We start from the raw sequence: 19,111 nt of genomic DNA on the forward strand, positions 1-19,111 counted from the left end.
GGCATTGTCAGTCCTTATGATTGAACGGGGAGCATAAAGCGAGCACGAGTTACTGCGCCTACCTCACAATCGATTTTTAGTGCAGATTGCGGTCCCAATAGGTTTTGCAAACGTTTATCGACGATATTGAGCCCTAGGCCTTGTGACTCAACACTGGTTTGAGGATCGAGATCTACAGGAAACAAACCCGCGTTATCTTCAACCATCAAGAAGTGTCGCCCGTTTATGGGTTGAGCATAGATTCGTACCGTCCCGCCTTCCAGCATTTTAGAAATGCCGTGTTTAATCGAGTTCTCGACTAGGGGCTGAATAGAAAAGCTTGGAATGACCGATTCTAACAGTGAATCTGGTAGATCAATTTCAATGGTTAAGCGATCCATGAATCGTGCCTGCTCAATCGTCAAATAGGCATTTACGTGCTCGATTTCTTGCCCCAGTGTCACGGTCTCTACATTACGCTTTAGATTCCCACGGAAGAAAGTAGATAGGTGCTGAATTAAGTCTCGCGCTTTGTCTGGGTCTTTGCGGATCACCGCACTGATGGTGTTGAGAGCGTTGAACAAAAAGTGCGGATTTACCTGGGCTTGGAGCAGTTTTATTTCGGATTGTGAAAGTAGCATCTGCTTTTGTTGATAATCCATATACAGTAACTGTGTCGATAGTAACTCTGCGATACCCTCGGCCATAGACATATGAATGGATGAAAATAGTTTTCTGCGGGGCTCATACAACTTGATGGTACCGATCACCTCTTCACCGCGGCGCAGCGGAATCACCAGTGCAGAGCCAAGCTTACATGTGTCCGATATTGAGCATTGATAGGGCTTTTCAGATCCGTCTAAATAGATGATTGAATTATTATTGATCGCATCTCGGGTATATTGCGAAGAGATGAGGGTAGAGGGCTTATGGTGATCTTCTCCGATACCAACAAACGCAAGAATTTGATTGGTATCGGTGATAGCTACTGATCCAACACGAGTCTCTTGATACACAATTCGCGCAATTTTACCTGCACTCTCAGGAGTCAATCCTTGTGAGAGTATACCCACCGTTTTTTCAGCGATGTTTAACGATTTCCGTGAGAAGGTGGCAGAAAACTTTTCGACGATGATTTTTCGATCCTGAAGAATACTCACAAATACCGCAGCACCGACAGAGTTAGCAATGATCATAGGTGCGGCTATGGCTTGAACTAAAGAAAGCGCCTGATCAAAGGGGCGCGCAATGGCCAATATAATCAGCATTTGAACCACTTCGGCAACCAGTGTGATGACGAACACGACCATTGGATTAAATAGCGCTTCGGCGCGCTCTCTGCGCACGTAATAGAGGTGAACAAATCCACCAATAAGTCCTTCTGCTGTGGTGGATACCGCGCAGGCTACATCAGTAAACCCGCCCAAGAAATAACGGTGGATACCACCGGTAAGCCCAACCAAAAATCCAACAATAGGTCCACCAAATATCCCGCCTAGCACAGCGCCAATAGCGCGAGTGTTGGCGATGGCATCGCCAATCTGTAAACCAAAGTAAGTACCTAAAATGCAAAAGGCAGAAAACAATAAATAGCAGGTCGCTTTATGCTTGATGTGGGTAGAGTTATTCAGCAGTGGAATGATGATGGGCGTTTTACTTAATGTATAAGCAACCATTAGGTAGACGCACATTTGCTGCAATAGGCTAAATATCAGTTCCATAACGCTATAGAGTGGAGAGTGTTTTGTTTATTGTAATTAATTGGTTTCGTAAATACTGTTACCCCGCGGGTCTTTTATGGAACCTGTCAAATGTAAATAATAATTTACACTCAATTTATTTTATAAAATGCCTTGAATTGCCTATTTAAACTGGTATTGTTTCTCGTAATGAAGTCTTGTTTACACAGGTGTAAACTTAAATTTACGGTGATTGAGATGCAAAAAAGTGAACTGAGTAACGTCCATATTAGCGATGAGCAAGTGCTCATTACCCCAAACGAACTAAAAGCAAAGCTACCGCTAAGTGAAAAGGCGCGAGCATTTGTATCTGAATCACGTGACACCATCGCAAACATCATTAAGAAAAAAGATCATCGCTTGTTGGTGGTGTGTGGCCCCTGTTCAATCCATGATGTTGATGCAGCAAAAGAGTACGCACTTAAACTAAAAGCACTCTCAGAGCAGGTGGGTGACCAACTGTACCTTGTAATGCGTGTCTACTTTGAAAAGCCACGTACAACCGTAGGCTGGAAAGGGTTGATTAACGATCCACGCCTTGACGGTAGTTTCGATATTGAGCACGGTCTGCATGTAGCTCGACAGCTGTTGGTTGATCTCGCTGAGTTAGAAATACCATTGGCTACAGAAGCGCTGGATCCAATCAGTCCACAATACCTCGCTGACACGTTTTCATGGTCTGCCATTGGCGCACGTACTACCGAGTCTCAAACTCACCGTGAAATGGCCAGTGGTCTGTCTATGCCAGTTGGGTTTAAAAATGGTACTGACGGCAGTTTGTCTACAGCAATTAATGCGATGCAAGCGGCATCATCGAGCCACAGATTCATGGGTATCAATCGCGAAGGGCAAGTGGCTCTATTGACCACGCAAGGCAACCCCGATGGTCATGTGATCCTTCGTGGTGGCAAACAAACGAACTACGATTCGGTGTCGGTAGCTGAGTGTGAAGAGTCATTATCCAGCGCTGGCTTAGACAGTGCATTAATGATTGATTGCAGCCACGCCAACTCACGTAAAGATTACCGCAGACAGCCTTTAGTAGCAGAAGATGCCATTCATCAGATTCGCGAAGGTAACCGCTCAATCATAGGTTTGATGATAGAGAGTCATATCAATGAAGGGAACCAGTCTTCAGAGCAACCTCTGTCAGAGATGCAATATGGTGTATCCATCACAGATGCGTGCATCAATTGGGATAACACAGAAGCATTGCTAACTAAAGCGCATCGTGATTTGATACCCTTTTTAGAACAAAGAATTAAGTAGTAGGAAACAACATGGCACACCAACTCGCGGATCTTCGAGATAAGATAGACGCAGTCGATAAGCAAATGATCGACCTTTTGGCACAGAGACTGTCTCTAGTAGAGGAAGTCGGTGAAGTGAAAAGCGAGCACGGCCTTCCAATATATGCACCAGATAGAGAAGCGGCCATGTTGGCTTCACGTCGAGCAGAAGCCGAGTCGCGAGGTGTGCCTGCGCAACTAATAGAAGACATTTTACGCCGTACCATGCGTGAGTCCTACGCAAGTGAAAAAGACTCTGGATTCAAGTGTCTTAAACCTAACCTTGGAAAGGTTGTTGTTGTCGGTGGTAAAGGTCAACTCGGTGGCTTGTTTGTTCGAATGTTTGAGTTGTCGGGCTACCAAGTCGACATTCTTGGTCGACAGCAGTGGGAAAACGCAGAAGAGATCGTCAAGGATGCGGGATTGGTGGTAGTCACTGTCCCTATTGATAAAACTCTGGATGTGATACGTACGTTGCCACCACTGCCAGACAATTGCATTCTTTGCGATTTAACCTCCATTAAAGATCAGCCGTTAAAAGCCATGTTGGATGTGCACCAAGGTCCGGTGGTTGGTCTGCACCCTATGTTTGGCCCCGATGTACCAAGCCTTGCAAAACAAGTGATTGTTCATTGTGAAGGCCGAAAAGCCGACGAGTACGCATGGTTGCTTGACCAATTTACGATTTGGGGTGCATCTTTGTGTGCGATGCCCGCGAAGAAACACGACGAAGGTATGACGTTGATTCAAGCGCTTCGTCACTTTACGTCGTTCGCTTACGGTTCACACTTAAGCCAAGAAAACCCAGAAATCGAAACGTTATTACAGTTAAGCTCGCCTATTTACCGTTTGGAGTTGGCGATGGTCGGGCGTCTATTTGGGCAAGATCCTAATCTATACGGCGATATCATTTTGTCGTCCCCTGAAAATTTATCCATGATTAAGCGTTTCCATCAGCGATTTGGGGAGGCGGTAAATCTTCTTGAAGGGGAGAGTGCAAAGCATAATTTTGTCGAGCACTTTGAACAAGTAAGTGATTGGTTTGGTGATTACTCCAAGCAATTTATGCAAGAGAGTCAAACCCTACTTAAACAAGCTAATGATGCGGTCCACCGAGGATAACGCGGCGTAAAAGACAACAAGGCCGAGCTTAATGCCCGGCCTTGTTGTTTAGAGTTCAGGGGTAATAAATTGTTCCAACTCTCGCTCTAAAAGTGCTTCATCTGCCAAGTTAAGCTCAATAAGTCTCCTGATGTGAGATAAGCTGTCCAGCTCAATGTGCTCGACTTTGCAATGCCACTGTTGATCGACTTGTTTGACTATACTGCCTTCAAGAGACACCACTACAGAGCTTTGCGGCAAATGGATAGAAATCATTACCTTCTCATTGGGCTCAAATACAACACTATCTTCAACAAACAGCAGTACGCCCTTTAAAGAGAGATCGAGTAACTTAGCGTCATAGCTTTTATCGAGTATGGTGACTTCAGCAGGTGCCTGAAACGGAATTCGGCTAAAACGACGGCGCTCCATAGTGGCCACTCCTTGTTCGAAAATAAGTCACTTTAGAATAACAAAAGGCCGTGTTGTAAACACGGCCTTGATCGTTAATTGTGATGGCTCGACAACCTTTACTTGGTCATGCGCTTGTACTTGATGCGATGTGGCTCAGCAGCCTCAGGACCCAAAGTCTTTTTCAGCCAATCCATGTACTCGGTGTAGTTTCCTTCATAGAAATTCACTTCACCTTCATCACGGTAGTCAATGATATGTGTGGCGATTCTGTCAAGGAACCAACGGTCGTGCGAGATGACCATTGCGCAGCCAGGGAACTCTAGCAGTGCTTCTTCAAGGGCACGCAGTGTCTCTACGTCAAGATCGTTGGTTGGCTCATCGAGTAGTAACACGTTACCACCAGTCTTAAGCAGCTTGGCCAAGTGAACGCGGTTTCGCTCACCACCAGAAAGCTCACCGATAATCTTCTGCTGATCGGAGCCTTTAAAGTTAAAGCGCGAACAGTACGCCCGAGCTGGAATTTCAAAGTTATTGATCTTGATGATATCAGCGCCTTCAGAGATCTCTTGGAAAACGGTTTTCTTGTTATCCATAGAGTCACGGAACTGATCAACAGAGGCCAGTTTAACTGTGTCACCTAGCTCAATCGTGCCTGAATCAGGTTGCTCTGTTCCACTTAACATTTTGAACAGGGTCGATTTACCCGCACCGTTTGCGCCGATGATACCGACGATAGCACCTTTAGGCATGCTAAACGAAAGGTCGTCAATAAGCACTCGTCCATCGAAAGACTTGGTAAGGTTGTTAACCTCGACCACTTTGTCACCCAAGCGCTCACCCGGCGGAATAAACAGCTCGTTGGTTTCATTGCGTTTTTGGTGATCTGAATTTTGCAGCTCTTCAAAGCGTGCCATACGAGCTTTAGATTTCGCCTGGCGTCCTTTAGGATTTTGGCGAACCCATTCAAGTTCTTTCTCGATGGTCTTTTGGCGTGCTTTTTCAGATGACGCTTCTTGTTGAAGTCGTGCGTCTTTCTGCTCTAACCAAGAGGTGTAGTTGCCTTCCCAAGGAATGCCTTCACCGCGATCTAGCTCAAGAATCCAACCCGCTGCGTTGTCGAGGAAATAACGGTCGTGGGTAATGGCAACAACGGTTCCTGTGTAGTCGACCAAGAAGCGTTCTAGCCAAGCGACAGATTCGGCGTCCAAGTGGTTGGTTGGCTCATCGAGTAGCAACATGTCGGGTTTCTCAAGCAACAGGCGACAGATAGCGACACGACGACGCTCACCACCGGACAAGTGCTCAATCTTTTGATCCCACTCTGGCAAACGAAGTGCGTCAGCGGCGCGCTCAAGGGCGTTTTCTAGGTTATGACCATCTTTTGCTTGAATAAGAGCTTCGAGTTCGCCTTGCTCTTTTGCCAATGCATCAAAATCGGCACCTTCTTCTGCGTACTCAGCATATACTTCGTCAAGACGTTTAAGCGCCACTGCGACATCTGATACCGCTTGCTCGACGATTTCACGTACGGTTTTGGACTCGTCAAGAACAGGCTCTTGAGGAAGATAACCTACATTCAATCCAGGTTGCGGTCGTGCTTCACCATCAATGTCGGTGTCGATACCTGCCATGATGCGCAGAAGTGTCGATTTACCAGCACCGTTTAAACCCAACACACCGATTTTGGCGCCTGGAAAAAAGCTTAGAGAAATATCTTTTAGGATCTGTCTTTTCGGTGGCACAACTTTGCTCACCCGTGACATGGTATAGACGTATTCAGCCATTGCCTTTAAATGCCTTTTTTGTAAATGGATATAAAGGGTAGAGTTTAACTCAACTCCTGTCATATTGTTAATCCATTTACTGTGATAGGTTGAATTATCTAAGCTCATGGCGGTCTAACTGGACAGTGGTACGGGAATTGCAATTTTGGTCTATTCTCGTCCCGCAGAATGACGACTTTTTGGCGCTACATTGCGTCGTTGGTAAGTGTGATAAATAGGATTTAGGTAACGCTGACAATGCCCTTCTTGTACAAAATTTTCCTTGGATTAGGCTTCATTTCTCTAACTACTAGTGCCTCGATTGCCGCAAATGAGCTGCCTATAAAGGAGCAACGAGAGATCTACGAACAATCGCAACGCCTGTTGGACAATAACCATATAGATCAGTATTTCCAACTTAGACCTCATATCGCTCATTACACCTTGACGCCGTATCTTGATTATCGGGTATTTCTTGCCGAATTAAGCGATCGCACTCCACAAGAAGTGGAGCAGTTTATGAAGGACTATCGAAAGTTTCCGTTTTCCAATCGAATTCGCGGTGCCTATTTAGATGCGTTGGTTGAGAAGGAAGATTGGGCGCGATTTGCAGAGTTCCAACAAGAGCTTCCTCGTATGGAGAGTTATCGATGCAGTTACTACTATGCGCAACTTCAAAACGAGCAGCAGCAGAGCGCATTTAAAGGAGCTGAATCACTTTGGCTCTCAGGCAATAGCGTCTCAGGGCGCTGTGATGAGTTGTTTGAAGAGTGGCACATGGCAGGACTGCGTAGTGACGATTTGATCCTGCAACGTATGCTTCTTGCCTACGAAAAGCGCAACACCAGCTTATTAACTTACCTTGCTAAGATGCCAAGCTCAGACAGTGCGAAAAAGTTAGCCGCTTGGATGGTGACTTTAGATAAGAACCCTGAGCAAATTATTTCGTTTGTTGAGCGTTATCCAGCCACAGAGTTTAATCAAAAAGTGGCCGCGTTGAGCGTAAGGAAAATCGCAAGAAGTGACGCTCAACTCGCCATCGATACACTTGAGCAGTTAGACTTTGACAACCAAACCAGTCAGCAACTTGCCGATTACATCGCTTATCAGTTGATCAATACCGATAATGAAGTATTGGCGCAGTGGCGTGATATTGCCTTGTCTCACAGTGACAATGTGAGTTGGTTAGAGCGCCGTGTGAGGCTTGCGATTCAACAAGCAGACTGGAAAGGCATCAGCTACTGGATCGCTCGTTTGCCTGAATCGAAACAAGACGACCGCCGCTGGCAATACTGGATGGCTAGAGCTGAAATCGAAACGGGGCATACGCAAAGAGGCGAACAGCGGTTAAAAACGCTGTTAGGGGCGCGGAGTTTTTACAGTGCGGCGGCTGCGTATCATTTGGATGTGCCTATTGAGTATTATAGCGCCGTTACGGAAGTGAATCTTGACGATGTTAAGAGGTACGAGTCGACTCTAACGCGAATTGAAGAACTGATAGAGCTGGACAAAATTGCCGCCGCAAAAAGTGAATGGCGCTGGCTTTTAACCCGAGCCTACAACGAAGATAAGCAAACCTTAGCCTACTACGCCTCTCAAAAGCGCTGGCATAACCTGACTGTAACCGCGACGATAGAAGGGCGAATGTGGGAGCACACCGCGCTACGCTTCCCTGTGGCTCATCAGTGGTGGTTTGACTTTTACGCCAAGCAGAATGAGATGGATCCCATAACTCTAATGGCGTTGGCTCGTCAAGAAAGTGCCATGGATATTCAAGCTCGCTCACCAGTCGGGGCAAGAGGGTTGATGCAGATTATGCCGACCACCGCGCAATACACCGCCAAGAAATACGACATCAACTACGCAGGGGCAGAAGAGCTGTATGACGTAGGTAAGAATATTGAAATAGGCAGTCACTACCTAAAGGGGCTTTTAAATCAATACGATGATAACCGCATATTTGCGTTCGCGGCTTATAATGCAGGACCTAATCGTGTTCGCAGTTGGCGTGAAAGAAGTAACGAAAATATTGATGTGTTTTCGTTTATAGAGGCAATTCCATTCAAGGAAACACGAGGCTACGTTCAAAATGTATTGATGTTTGAGACGTATTATCGCAACCTTATGAATGAATCAGGGCCTTTTCTAACGCCGTCTGAAGCAACATTAAGGTACTAGTAATGGAAAGCAATGAGTGGCACGCGCTGGTCGAACGACTCTCTCAAGCAGCTCACAAGGGTGAATTGAATGATTTGCTGCAGTTTCTTTTGACTGCAGACGAACGTGAAGCCCTATTGGTACGCGCCAAAATCTTCGATGGGCTGCTACTTAAATCGCAGTCCCAAAGACAATTGAGTCAAGATATTGGAGTGGGCATCGCTACTATTACTCGCGGGTCTAAAGAGCTTCAAAAGCACGATCAGGCCGAATTGGCTCGATTGCAGCAATTTCTCGACGGACTATTTGAACAGCCCTAGCCTGCTAGAATAGCTATGGTCCGTTTGAATCGCTAGAGTCCGTCGTGATTGTTTTTCAAGGGATAAGAACTTGCCTGCCCATTGGGAGTTATAGGTTACTCGGGAAATCCTGCGGGTTAAGAAAGGGGATCAGTGCCAAGATTAACGCTTGGTGATATACGCTGCTTCGGGTCAGCCTCATTTGAGTGAGTAACCCAATGGCTCCACCTTTTTGCTTAATGTTGTCGGTGTCGTATTGTGCGTCCATCGCATGCCCCAGTTCCATGCCTTGTTGCACTTTAGCCATAACCTCAGGCGGAAGTGATAAGCTAGAAGAGCGTGATTCACCTCGGACTGTGTCTGACTCAATGATCATCCACGCGAAGGTTTGATCGCCCTCAATGCCCGCCTCTACGCCAACAAAATAATCCGCACTATGGTCAGCTTTAGCGTTGCGAACTCGGTTTAGGGCACCTTGCTTGGTTTCATTATTACTCATCGGCTGATCGGGTACATCGCTTGCCACACTGACACCAACGAATTCAAACTCTTGCCCTTCAAAAGCGTCTTCAAAAGCGCATTGAACTGCAGATATCTTTGCTGGGTTCAGTGAGGTAACAATTACTTTTTTAGACATGCTTTACCCTTCTAACTTCACTTGAGTAGCTTTTATGTTTTCGCTTGGGTAGCACCCTAACACTTTAATTTGCCTAGTTAAGGCTGTGAGCTCTGTCAGGGCTGCTTGCATGTGTTCCGACTCCAGGTGGCACTCAAGATCGATGTAGAACATTTCTTCCCACGGATTACCCATGATTGGACGAGACTCTAGTTTGGTCATATTGATTTGGAATCGTTTGAACACCAACAGACACTCGACCAGTGACCCGGCCGTCTGGTCGGTAGACATGATCAGAGTCGTCTTGGCAGGAATTTGCAGCGACACTTCGACGGCTTTTCTGGCAACCAAGATGAATCGAGTATGGTTTTCGGTCTGGTTAGCGATATCACCTTTAATGGGCTGTAGGCCATATAACTTGCCACTTTGAGAGTTGCCGATTGCGGCGACGTCATCTCGACCAAGATCTTTGACGATACGCATAGCATCAGCGGTACTTGCGCAGGTTTCTAATGCCACCCCTTTCAGGTGGCTAATAAACTCACTGCATTGTGCATGCGGTTGAGGGTGTGAATAGAGGGTTTTCACCTGTTCTAGAGGCACGTCTGATGACGCCAGCAAACAGTGCTCGATAGGTAAGGTGACTTCGCCAACAAGATAGAGATTAGTGTGTTGAAGTAAATCGTACACCTCATTGATAGACCCAGAACTGGTATTTTCGATGGGTAAAACGCCGTAATCTGCGTGTCCAGATTCAACGGTATTGAGCACTTCTTTGAACCCAGCACAGTTTAGCTCAACCAATTCGGTATTTTTACGGCTAAAATACTCGCGACTGGCCAAATGAGAGTAGGAGCCACGGGAGCCTAAGAAGGCAACGCGAGCCAACGGCTTTCTTGCCAGTTTAGGGTTGGCCAAATTCTGCAAGTAAGATTGCTGTAGCAACACTGAGTCTTCAATAATGGTATGGAAGAGCTTAGTAATGTATTGAGCGTCTAAATCGAAGTCGTTTTGCCCCATTTTGATCAATTTGACCAGCAATTCTTGTTCTCGCGAAGCATCACGAACGGGTTTAGAGGTTTCTACTTTGCTCTTAGCAACCTCTAGACTGAGTGTGCGTCGCTCTGATAATAGCTTTAGTAACTGTTTATCCAGATCGTTGAGCTCGAGTCGAATTCTATCTAACGGCATTGATGGTTGGGGCATTTCTTGGCTTCCTTACAAAAAAGCCTCCCAGTTGAGGAGGCTTCACTTATTTTGAAACGTTCAAGTTTCAGTTCAGCCTCTAACTAGAGTGAATCATAAACTGAATAAAACGGTCAAAATAGGCTGATTTCATGATCTTAACTGCATGAATATGTTGTGTCATTACACAGTAAGCAAGGGGCAGATATTCGTCAAGCAAAAAAACGGGGAGCGATGCTCCCCGTGCTGAATCTGTTATGACGCTTCTTCTACTTCCTCATCGGGCTCCATAGCCGGCTGTTCTACGTGGCTTGCACGTCGTGCGTCTGGTTTGTGTCGCAGCTTGTTAAGTTGGCGCTCTAATTTTTGCTCAACTTCATTAATAGCGACATATAGGTCTTGATTGCTCGCTGAAGCGTTAAGCTGTCCTTTTGGTACCGTTATGCTCGCTTCAAATTTTTTCTGCTTATTAGGCTCTTCACTAAAGCTGGTATTGCAGGCAATGATATCGACTTGCCACTTTTCTAGTTTTTTAAACTTCGTCTCTATATGTGAACGAATTGCAGAGGTAATTTCTAGGTTTTTGCCGGTTACATTTATTTTCATATTGTCTTTTCCTCTGTGGCTTTCCCTTGTGGGATGAGTTCAGATTACGCATTTGAGGAATCAATTTAGTGATCTGGATCACTAAATTGAGGTGGGGTTAACGACTCTAATGAAAATGTGACCAAACCATGAAAAGTTATCGAAATTCGGTGAATTTTGCTTGAATTATTACGAGGGGAGGGTAGATTGGAAAGGGTAAGCAGCTAAAAATTCATTCGTTTTTAGGGCATTAATTCGACCTAAATAAAGTCATTGAATGAACTTTCACCACCGACCTTTTGTGAACCCCATCACTCTCTATGTTTACTCATCCGTTAGCGACTCAAGTACGACGCTTTGATAGTTAAAGGCGTTCGCGTTGCTCTGCTGATCGCGGATTAATCCTAACTGTTTGTAAATAATGTAGTAGCGATTTATGTTCCCGACATAAGTCACAGGCTCTTTGCCGATATTGCGACGAGTAATGATTTCTACATTTTGAAACCACTTGTTAGGATCATAGCCGTGTTTAGTCGCTAAGGTACGCATTCGTCTAATTGCGGCTGGGCCTGCGTTGTACGCGGCTAAACTAAAGTAAACCTTGTCGTTGGCTGAAATATCGTCGTCACTGAAGTAGCGATCGTGGATAAACCGCATATATTTGGTCCCTGCGTGCACATTATTATCAAGGTCTTTGATATCGGGAATGTTGATGTAAGGATCCGATGCAGTAGCCGGTAATACTTGCATGATGCCCACTGCACCACGGTGAGATACCTTCGAGTTATCTAACCCAGACTCTTGGAACGCTTGCGCAGACAGCATTAGCCAGTCGATGTCATATTGCTCACCGTACTTTTTGAACACGGTTGAAAGGTCATTGAGCTTTTCAAGTTGATCTGGATTCAGTGCTCGCGTTAACCAACTGGTGTTATCAATGTACTTTTCGTAGATGACATTGCCTAACCAAGTACCTTTCTTAGCGGTTTTTAAATAGGCATTGACGGTACTTTCCAGTTTTGGGCTTTCCTGTCGCATGGCCCATGCGATCTCTCCCTCGGTTCTAAGAGGAAGTTCCTCATGTGCTTTTAAGTTATCCATAACTTTAAGCCAAAGTTCAGCCTTATGAGAGTCCAATACTGTGAGGTCGATATAGTCTTGATTCACCATTTCCATTAACTCGTAATCTTGAATGGTCTCTTCAATAAATCGAACCTCCATGGGTTGCAATCCCATACTCGAAAGCTCGTTGTTGATGCGCTGAATGCTTTCGAAGTAGCTAGAACTGGCTCGTACCCAGACTTCTTGTCCACTGACATCGCTGATTTCGTCAATTGGCTCTTCGTCAGCGTTGGTGATAAAAAGCTCAGAAACATCTTTTAAGAAAGGAGTACTAAACTGCACTTGCTGTTGGCGTTGAGGCGTAATGGTTAAATTTGCTACAGCTAAGTCTCCATAACCAGCGTCTAACGCACCGAATAAATCGCTGCGTTCAATAGGGATAATTTGTATCTTTAGTAGTGGGTTAGACTTTTGCAAATAGGCTTCAAAGTGTGCCAGTTGCTCGGCAATGATGCCTTTGGGACGACCTTTCTCGATATAATAAAAACCGAGATCAGCGGAAACCAGCACACGAAGATTGCCTGATTCGACTATCTTGTCGAAGTCGCCAAGCGAATGTGATTTGGAAATAGGAGAAAGTTCTAAAGCGAATAACGGCCCTGAAAATAGCAGTAACGCCAGCTGCAATAACTGTTTTTTCATACAACATCCATGTTTAATTGCGCATAGTGCGCATGCCTTACATCTACATTAAGTGTAGGTCGGGGTGGGCTTAGTGTTGTAAAAAAAGTGAAAGCCCATCAATTCATTCCTTGAATCAATGGGCAAAATGTAGCATTTATAGCTGGTTGATCTCAATCAATTTTTCAGTTCTAGCTATGGCGTCTTCTAACCCCAACTCTTTATATGCCTTAAGCTGAATGTCCAGAGATTCCTTTGCTGCAACGGTATTAGGGTAGGTTTTTTGTATTTCTTGGCAACGATTGATAGCCGCGATCCACGCTTCTCGTCGCAGGTAAAAATCTGCGGTTGCTAGGTCATAGCGGGCCAGCCTGTTTTTTAGCGACACCATACGAAGTGCCGCATCTTCTGCATAGGCACTGTCAGGGTAGCGCTGCACTAAACGTTTAAAGTCAGCAAAGGCTTTTTTAACTGGTTCTGGATCTCTGTCGCTACGATCGATGTTAAACACATCGTGTAAAAAGTTTCGGTCTTGTGCCATGTGCGACAATCCGCGCATGTATAATACCCAATCACTTTTAGAGTGTGTAGGGTTTAGACGAGTAAAGCGCTCGATAGTCGCAAGACCTAAAGCAAGCTCGTCATTTTTATAGTACGCGTAGATCAAGTCTAACTGGACTTGCTCGGAGTAAGGGCCGAATGGGTAGCGTGAATCGAGAGCTTCTAACTGATCGACGGCTGTCACCCAGTTACCCTCACGTAAGGATTTCTGCGCTTCTACGTATAGTTCTGCTGGTGGAATATCCGGAACGACGTCTTCCGTGCTGCTGCAGCCAAAAATCAATGCGCAACTGAGTGCGGCAGCTAAATGTCTATATCTCATGGGATAGATACTGTCCCTATTTCTTATTTAAATTGCTATTGCCCGTTACAAGTAGGGGCTGAGCAGATACAATATACAAAGTCGCTATTTTTTCACAGTAGCAAGCATTAGTCCCACAGTTTTTTAAAAAGTTCGATATGGCCCAGACAATAGAGTTAAAAAAACAAGTACAACCAAGCCAACTTGGTCAGCGTTTAGACCAAGCCATTGCCGAGTTGTTTACCGAGTATTCTCGTTCGCGACACAAAGAGTGGTTGCTGGCTGGACATGTGCAGGTAGATGGTGAAGTAACCACTAAGCCTCGTCAAAAAGTGATGGGTGGCGAAGAGATCGTTATTCAAGCTGAGCTAGAAGACGAAGAGCGCTGGGAAGCACAAGATATTCCATTAGATATCGTCTACGAAGACGATGACTTACTGGTGATCAATAAGCCACGTGACCTAGTCGTGCACCCTGGCGCAGGTACACCGGATGGAACGGTATTAAATGCCTTATTATTCCATTACCCAGATATTGCAGAAGTACCGCGTGCAGGTATCGTCCATCGTCTCGACAAAGATACGACAGGGTTAATGGTCGTCGCGAAAAATGTACCGACCCAAACACGATTGGTGAGAGCGCTGCAAAAACGCAAGATCACTCGCGAATATGAAGCTATCGCAATTGGCAAAATGACCGCTGGTGGAATGATCGAAAAACCGATTGGCCGCCACCCGCAAAAACGTGTGTTAATGGCAGTTAACGAAATGGGCAAACCAGCGGTAACACATTATCGTGTGGCAGAGCACTTTAGAGAGCACACCCGTATTCGTCTTCGTCTAGAGACCGGTCGTACGCACCAAATTCGTGTTCATATGGCGTATCTACAGCATCCATTGCTTGGGGATATCGCTTACGGTGGGCGTGCGCGAATTCCTAAAGGGGCAAGCGAGGAACTTACCGCTAAAATTAGAGGGTTTGACCGTCAAGCATTGCATGCGGTAATGCTTCGATTTGACCATCCAAGTCATGGTGAGTCTATGGAGTTTCATGCACCGGTACCCGACGATATGATTGAAATCGCGGAAGCTCTGCGTGTAGACACTAAAGAGAACCCGGAAGAAGACTACTAGCCAAGTACCATTTCGAGTAAATGGCACTAATCTTCACTACTGAGCAAATACAGTGAGTCTATTGTGAGTTGGATTGTCCCAAACTGGAACGCACCTAAAAATGTTAAGGCCATTAGTACGACACGAGAAGGAGGCTTTTCGAGTTCGCCTTTTGATGGCTTAAACCTTGGTCGGCACGTTGGGGACGACTTTCAAACCGTCGAGCGTAATCGGCACTGGTTAATGAAGAAGGCACAATTGCCTTCTTCACCCGCTTGGCTAAATCAGACTCATTCTACACACGTGGTCGTTTTGCCGCTTGAGCCGAATAAGATCGTGAGTGCTGACGCTTCATTGGCGAATGCTCCTGGGCAAGTTTGCAGCGTAATGACTGCAGATTGTGTACCGGTACTCTTTTGCAACTCCGATGGTACACAAGTCGCTGCAGCGCACGCGGGTTGGCGTGGCTTACTTAACGGCATACTTGAAAACACCATTGAAAAAATTGATGGTCGTATTATTGCGTGGGTTGGTCCTGCGATTCGACAACCTCGTTTTGAGGTGGGCTCAGAGGTACGTCAACAGTTTATCGATTGCAATGGAGAGTTTGATCGCTGTTTTGTTCCATCGAGCAATGCAGGCAAATGGATGGCTGATTTAGAGCAGCTAGTGTCGATTCGGTTGGTTGACGCGGGCGTTTCTGAAATCACCATTAGCGGCTTATGTACATACGATGATGTGCGATTTTTCTCATACCGCCAACACACAACGACTGGCCGCCAGGCTTCTATGATCTGGATCGAATCATAACGGTTCTCGCTACTCTTATTGAACAACGAAGCACCGCATTTCTTTTTTGACCCCACATTTGTCATTGCTCAATTAATGCCTAATTAGCACTTGAAAATAGCGAATTTGATGACCACTTTCTATACATAATAGAAACAGCTTTCACCCAAGTTATGTGTGAGGAGTGGACATGCGATTAGATAGATTTACCAGCAAATTTCAGATGGCGATTTCTGAAGCGCAATCGCTCGCGCTAGGTCGAGACCATCAATATATAGAACCCGTTCATTTAATGTCATCGCTGCTCAATCAAGAGGGCAGTTCGATACGCCCGCTGTTTACATTGCTTAATGTTGATGTGGTTCAGTTTCGATCTTCCATTGCAGAGATGCTGGACAAATTACCTAAAGTCTCTGGTATAGGGGGCGATGTTCAACTGTCGTCGCAAATGGGAACCTTGTTTAACCTTTGCGATAAAATTGCGCAAAAGCGTAATGACAGTTACATATCTTCAGAAGTTTTTTTACTCGCGGCAGTACAAGACAAAGGCCCACTGGGTCAACTGCTCAAGAAGCTAGGCATTACCGAAGAAAAAGTAACTGCTGCGATTGAGAAAGTGACGGGCGGCCAGAAAGTCGATGATCCTAACGCCGAAGAGCGGCGTCAAGCACTCGAAAAATTTACTATTGATCTGACTGAGCGAGCCGAACAAGGCAAGCTTGATCCTGTTATTGGTCGCGATGATGAGATCCGCCGAACTATCCAAGTATTGCAGCGCAGAACGAAGAACAATCCAGTGATCATTGGTGAACCTGGTGTCGGTAAAACGGCTATTGTCGAAGGGCTTGCTCAGCGAATAATCAATAATGAAGTCCCTGAGGGACTGCGCGGAAAACGTGTATTGGCGCTGGATATGGGATCGCTCGTGGCGGGTGCAAAGTATCGAGGCGAGTTTGAAGAGCGTTTAAAATCACTGCTTAATGAGCTGGCAAAAGAAGAGGGCAATGTGATCCTCTTTATCGATGAAATGCACACTATCGTCGGCGCGGGTAAAGGCGATGGTGCTATGGACGCCGGCAATATGCTGAAGCCGGCGCTGGCACGTGGCGAGTTACATTGCGTCGGTGCGACTACTCTGGATGAATATCGGCAGTACATCGAAAAAGACCCAGCCTTGGAGCGTCGTTTCCAAAAAGTTCTTGTAAACGAGCCTACAGTAGAAGATACCGTAGCAATACTACGTGGTTTGAAAGAGCGGTACGAACTGCATCACCATGTTGATATTACCGATCCTGCAATCGTTGCTGCGGCAAGTTTGTCGCATCGTTATGTCTCAGATAGACAGCTTCCCGACAAAGCCATCGATCTTATCGATGAGGCCGCTTCGTCGATTCGTCTACAAATCGATTCCAAACCTGAGCAAATGGATAAATTAGAGCGCCGCATTATCCAGCTCAAAATTGAATTACAGGCTCTAGCAAAAGAGGGAGATGATGCCAGTCGTAAGCGTCGTGATCTTCTTAATGTGGAACTCGAAGACAAAGAGAAGCAATTTGCTGAGCTTGAAGAAGTATGGAAAGCCGAAAAAGCCGCTCTTTCAGGTACTCAGCATATTAAAGCGGACTTAGAGCAAGCTCGACAAGATATGGAAATAGCAAGGCGTGCAGGCGACCTAAACAGAATGTCCGAACTTCAATATGGCAAGATCCCTGATCTTGAAAAGCAGCTCGACCTAGCCGCCCAAGCTGAAATGCAAGAGATGACCTTGCTGCGCAATAAAGTGACTGACGTTGAAATAGCAGAGGTCTTGTCGAAGCAGACGGGCATCCCTGTGGCTAAAATGCTTGAAGCAGAAAAAGAGAAACTACTTCGTATGGAAGAAGTGCTCCACGATCGGGTCATTGGTCAAGGAGAAGCTGTTGAAGCGGTCTCCAATGCAATTCGACGAAGTCGAGCGGGATTGTCAGACCCTAATAGACCCATTGGTTCGTTTCTATTTTTAGGCCCGACCGGAGTCGGTAAAACCGAACTGTGCAAAACCTTAGCGACATTCCTGTTTGATAGCAGTGACGCAATGGTCCGTATCGATATGTCTGAGTTTATGGAGAAGCACTCTGTCGCAAGATTAGTCGGTGCACCTCCAGGTTATGTTGGCTATGAGGAGGGTGGATACCTTACTGAAGCGGTTCGCCGCCGTCCTTACTCAGTCATTCTTTTAGATGAAGTGGAGAAAGCACATCCTGACGTATTTAATATTTTGCTTCAGGTATTGGACGATGGTCGGTTAACCGACGGCCAAGGCCGTACTGTCGATTTTAAGAACACAGTATTAATCATGACGTCTAACTTGGGCTCTGATCGGATTCAAGAAGGGTTTGGTCATTCAAGCTATCAACAAATGAAAAGTAGTGTAATGGACGTGGTCAAAACTCACTTTAGACCAGAGTTTTTAAACCGTGTGGATGAAAGTGTGGTGTTCCACCCATTAGGAGCGGAACATATTCAGTCCATCGCTGCTATTCAATTACGACGAATGACAGACAGATTGAAAGAGAAAGACTTTATTGTAGAAGTAACAGATGAAGCATTGGAGTTTATTTCGAAAGCTGGATTTGACCCTGTTTATGGTGCACGCCCTCTAAATAGAGCGATTCAGACCTTAGTAGAGAACCCAATGGCGAAATCTTTACTCGCTGGTAAGCTGCTGCCAAACAAAACGATTACTCTAAGCGTACGTGATAACCGTATTGTAGCGAGCCAGTAAGTGCAGTATTTGTACGATTAAATAGCGATTTGACGGTTTTTTATTCGCTTGGAATAAAAAACCCGAAAATCGTTGTTTTAAGGGTTGCGCTACCCCGATTTCTACTTATAATGCGCCTCCGTTGTCAGGGATAACTGGCAAGGCCAAAGCGGTGATGGAAATCAACGTTTTAAAGTTAAAAGAAAGTGGTTGACACGGGCTTTTAACTGGTTAAAATGGCCGTCCGTTTTGAGGGTGACTTCGAAACAAGCTCTTTAACAATATAAACCTATCAATCTGTGTGGGCACTCGTTGATGATAATCGCTACTTGTTTTTACTTTTTTATAAAAAGTAAAGCAAAAAACGATTTCAATGAACTGAGTGACCAAACGAGTCGAAAGACTTGGCACAGTCAATTCATTATCGTTCTGTTGGAACGATAATAGCTTTAAAATTACTTCTTACTTTCGAGTAAGGACAGTTTTGAAGTCAGTATTCATTGAGTCACAAAAAACTTTAAATTGAAGAGTTTGATCATGGCTCAGATTGAACGCTGGCGGCAGGCCTAACACATGCAAGTCGAGCGGAAACGACAACATTGACCCTTCGGGTGATTTGTTGGGCGTCGAGCGGCGGACGGGTGAGTAATGCTTAGGAATTTGCCCAGTCGAGGGGGACAACAGTTGGAAACGACTGCTAATACCGCATACGCCCTACGGGGGAAAGCAGGGGAC

15 protein-coding genes and 1 rRNA gene are annotated in these 19,111 nt (G+C 45.6%); 8 read left to right on the forward strand and 8 right to left on the reverse strand.

Translation table 11 applies throughout. The features are described 5' to 3' along the window. Positions 1-14: 14 nt before the first annotated feature. The gene (locus JQC93_RS14135; RefSeq protein WP_205159064.1) at positions 15-1,700 is read right to left on the reverse strand and encodes a sensor histidine kinase; all 1,686 of its coding nucleotides are present in this window, start codon (positions 1,698-1,700) and stop codon (positions 15-17) included. Positions 1,701-1,916: 216 nt separating this feature from the next. On the opposite strand from JQC93_RS14135, the gene JQC93_RS14140 reads away from it, so the two are divergent. Next, positions 1,917-2,987, forward strand: a complete 1,071-nt coding sequence (locus tag JQC93_RS14140; protein ID WP_205159065.1) for a 3-deoxy-7-phosphoheptulonate synthase — start codon at positions 1,917-1,919, stop codon at positions 2,985-2,987. A gap of 11 nt (positions 2,988-2,998) precedes the next feature. Further along, the gene (tyrA, locus tag JQC93_RS14145) at positions 2,999-4,129 is read left to right on the forward strand and encodes a bifunctional chorismate mutase/prephenate dehydrogenase (RefSeq protein WP_205159066.1); all 1,131 of its coding nucleotides are present in this window, start codon (positions 2,999-3,001) and stop codon (positions 4,127-4,129) included. A gap of 48 nt (positions 4,130-4,177) precedes the next feature. Here the strand turns inward: tyrA and JQC93_RS14150 are convergent, their stop codons facing one another. After that, positions 4,178-4,540 (reverse strand): PilZ domain-containing protein, encoded by a 363-nt coding sequence (locus tag JQC93_RS14150; RefSeq protein ID WP_205159067.1) that lies wholly within the window; start codon positions 4,538-4,540, stop codon positions 4,178-4,180. Between the two features lie 98 nt (positions 4,541-4,638). Further along, entirely contained in the window at positions 4,639-6,306 is a 1,668-nt protein-coding gene (ettA, locus tag JQC93_RS14155; protein ID WP_205159091.1) for an energy-dependent translational throttle protein EttA, read from the reverse strand. Positions 6,307-6,543: 237 nt separating this feature from the next. On the opposite strand from ettA, the gene JQC93_RS14160 reads away from it, so the two are divergent. Together JQC93_RS14160 and trpR are read left to right on the forward strand one after the other, a co-directional pair. Beyond that, positions 6,544-8,463, forward strand: coding sequence for a transglycosylase SLT domain-containing protein (locus JQC93_RS14160; protein WP_205159068.1), 1,920 nt, complete (start codon positions 6,544-6,546; stop codon positions 8,461-8,463). A 2-nt stretch (positions 8,464-8,465) separates the two neighbouring features. Continuing rightward, the gene (gene trpR, locus JQC93_RS14165) at positions 8,466-8,762 is read left to right on the forward strand and encodes a trp operon repressor (RefSeq protein WP_084889226.1); all 297 of its coding nucleotides are present in this window, start codon (positions 8,466-8,468) and stop codon (positions 8,760-8,762) included. An 88-nt stretch (positions 8,763-8,850) separates the two neighbouring features. On the opposite strand, the gene yjjX is transcribed toward trpR, so the two are convergent. The 5 genes from yjjX to bamD form a co-directional block, all read right to left on the reverse strand. Then, a complete protein-coding gene (gene yjjX / locus JQC93_RS14170; protein WP_205159069.1) occupies positions 8,851-9,378 on the reverse strand; it encodes an inosine/xanthosine triphosphatase in 528 nt (175 codons plus the stop codon). Between the two features lie 3 nt (positions 9,379-9,381). Further along, positions 9,382-10,563 (reverse strand): prephenate dehydratase, encoded by a 1,182-nt coding sequence (gene pheA / locus JQC93_RS14175; protein ID WP_205159070.1) that lies wholly within the window; start codon positions 10,561-10,563, stop codon positions 9,382-9,384. Positions 10,564-10,797: 234 nt separating this feature from the next. Further along, a complete protein-coding gene (hpf, locus tag JQC93_RS14180) occupies positions 10,798-11,148 on the reverse strand; it encodes a ribosome hibernation-promoting factor, HPF/YfiA family (protein ID WP_205159071.1) in 351 nt (116 codons plus the stop codon). Positions 11,149-11,451: 303 nt separating this feature from the next. Then, a complete protein-coding gene (locus JQC93_RS14185) occupies positions 11,452-12,891 on the reverse strand; it encodes an MltF family protein (RefSeq protein WP_205159072.1) in 1,440 nt (479 codons plus the stop codon). 136 nt (positions 12,892-13,027) lie between these two features. Further along, positions 13,028-13,753: an outer membrane protein assembly factor BamD gene (gene bamD / locus JQC93_RS14190; RefSeq protein WP_205159073.1), complete on the reverse strand. Its 726-nt coding sequence runs from the start codon at positions 13,751-13,753 to the stop codon at positions 13,028-13,030. A 137-nt stretch (positions 13,754-13,890) separates the two neighbouring features. Between bamD and rluD the strand changes: the two genes are divergently transcribed. From rluD to JQC93_RS14210, 4 genes are all read left to right on the forward strand, one after another. Next, positions 13,891-14,865, forward strand: a complete 975-nt coding sequence (gene rluD, locus JQC93_RS14195) for a 23S rRNA pseudouridine(1911/1915/1917) synthase RluD (RefSeq protein WP_205159074.1) — start codon at positions 13,891-13,893, stop codon at positions 14,863-14,865. 63 nt (positions 14,866-14,928) lie between these two features. Next, the gene (pgeF, locus tag JQC93_RS14200; protein ID WP_205159075.1) at positions 14,929-15,654 is read left to right on the forward strand and encodes a peptidoglycan editing factor PgeF; all 726 of its coding nucleotides are present in this window, start codon (positions 14,929-14,931) and stop codon (positions 15,652-15,654) included. 169 nt (positions 15,655-15,823) lie between these two features. Next, positions 15,824-18,397 carry an ATP-dependent chaperone ClpB gene (clpB, locus tag JQC93_RS14205; protein WP_205159076.1) on the forward strand — a complete coding sequence of 858 codons (2,574 nt, stop codon included), beginning with the start codon at positions 15,824-15,826 and terminating at the stop codon, positions 18,395-18,397. A gap of 498 nt (positions 18,398-18,895) precedes the next feature. Continuing rightward, positions 18,896-19,111: ribosomal RNA gene (locus JQC93_RS14210) — 16S ribosomal RNA — on the forward strand; the annotation flags it as partial.

This window comes from Vibrio ulleungensis (assembly GCF_016900875.1).
GTDB classification, from domain to species: Bacteria; Pseudomonadota; Gammaproteobacteria; order Enterobacterales; family Vibrionaceae; genus Vibrio; species Vibrio ulleungensis.

Bases quoted from the DNA above. Each gene is read 5' to 3' on its own strand.
- JQC93_RS14150 (WP_205159067.1), bottom strand. From the start codon at position 4,540: ATGGAGCGCCGTCGTTTTAGCCGAATTCCGTTTCAGGCACCTGCTGAA.
- clpB (WP_205159076.1), top strand. From the start codon at position 15,824: ATGCGATTAGATAGATTTACCAGCAAATTTCAGATGGCGATTTCTGAA.
- JQC93_RS14135 (WP_205159064.1), bottom strand. From the start codon at position 1,700: ATGGAACTGATATTTAGCCTATTGCAGCAAATGTGCGTCTACCTAATG.
- JQC93_RS14140 (WP_205159065.1), top strand. From the start codon at position 1,917: ATGCAAAAAAGTGAACTGAGTAACGTCCATATTAGCGATGAGCAAGTG.
- rluD (WP_205159074.1), top strand. From the start codon at position 13,891: ATGGCCCAGACAATAGAGTTAAAAAAACAAGTACAACCAAGCCAACTT.
- JQC93_RS14185 (WP_205159072.1), bottom strand. From the start codon at position 12,891: ATGAAAAAACAGTTATTGCAGCTGGCGTTACTGCTATTTTCAGGGCCG.
- trpR (WP_084889226.1), top strand. From the start codon at position 8,466: ATGGAAAGCAATGAGTGGCACGCGCTGGTCGAACGACTCTCTCAAGCA.
- ettA (WP_205159091.1), bottom strand. From the start codon at position 6,306: ATGGCTGAATACGTCTATACCATGTCACGGGTGAGCAAAGTTGTGCCA.
- tyrA (WP_205159066.1), top strand. From the start codon at position 2,999: ATGGCACACCAACTCGCGGATCTTCGAGATAAGATAGACGCAGTCGAT.
- bamD (WP_205159073.1), bottom strand. From the start codon at position 13,753: ATGAGATATAGACATTTAGCTGCCGCACTCAGTTGCGCATTGATTTTT.
- JQC93_RS14160 (WP_205159068.1), top strand. From the start codon at position 6,544: ATGCCCTTCTTGTACAAAATTTTCCTTGGATTAGGCTTCATTTCTCTA.
- yjjX (WP_205159069.1), bottom strand. From the start codon at position 9,378: ATGTCTAAAAAAGTAATTGTTACCTCACTGAACCCAGCAAAGATATCT.
- pheA (WP_205159070.1), bottom strand. From the start codon at position 10,563: ATGCCCCAACCATCAATGCCGTTAGATAGAATTCGACTCGAGCTCAAC.
- hpf (WP_205159071.1), bottom strand. From the start codon at position 11,148: ATGAAAATAAATGTAACCGGCAAAAACCTAGAAATTACCTCTGCAATT.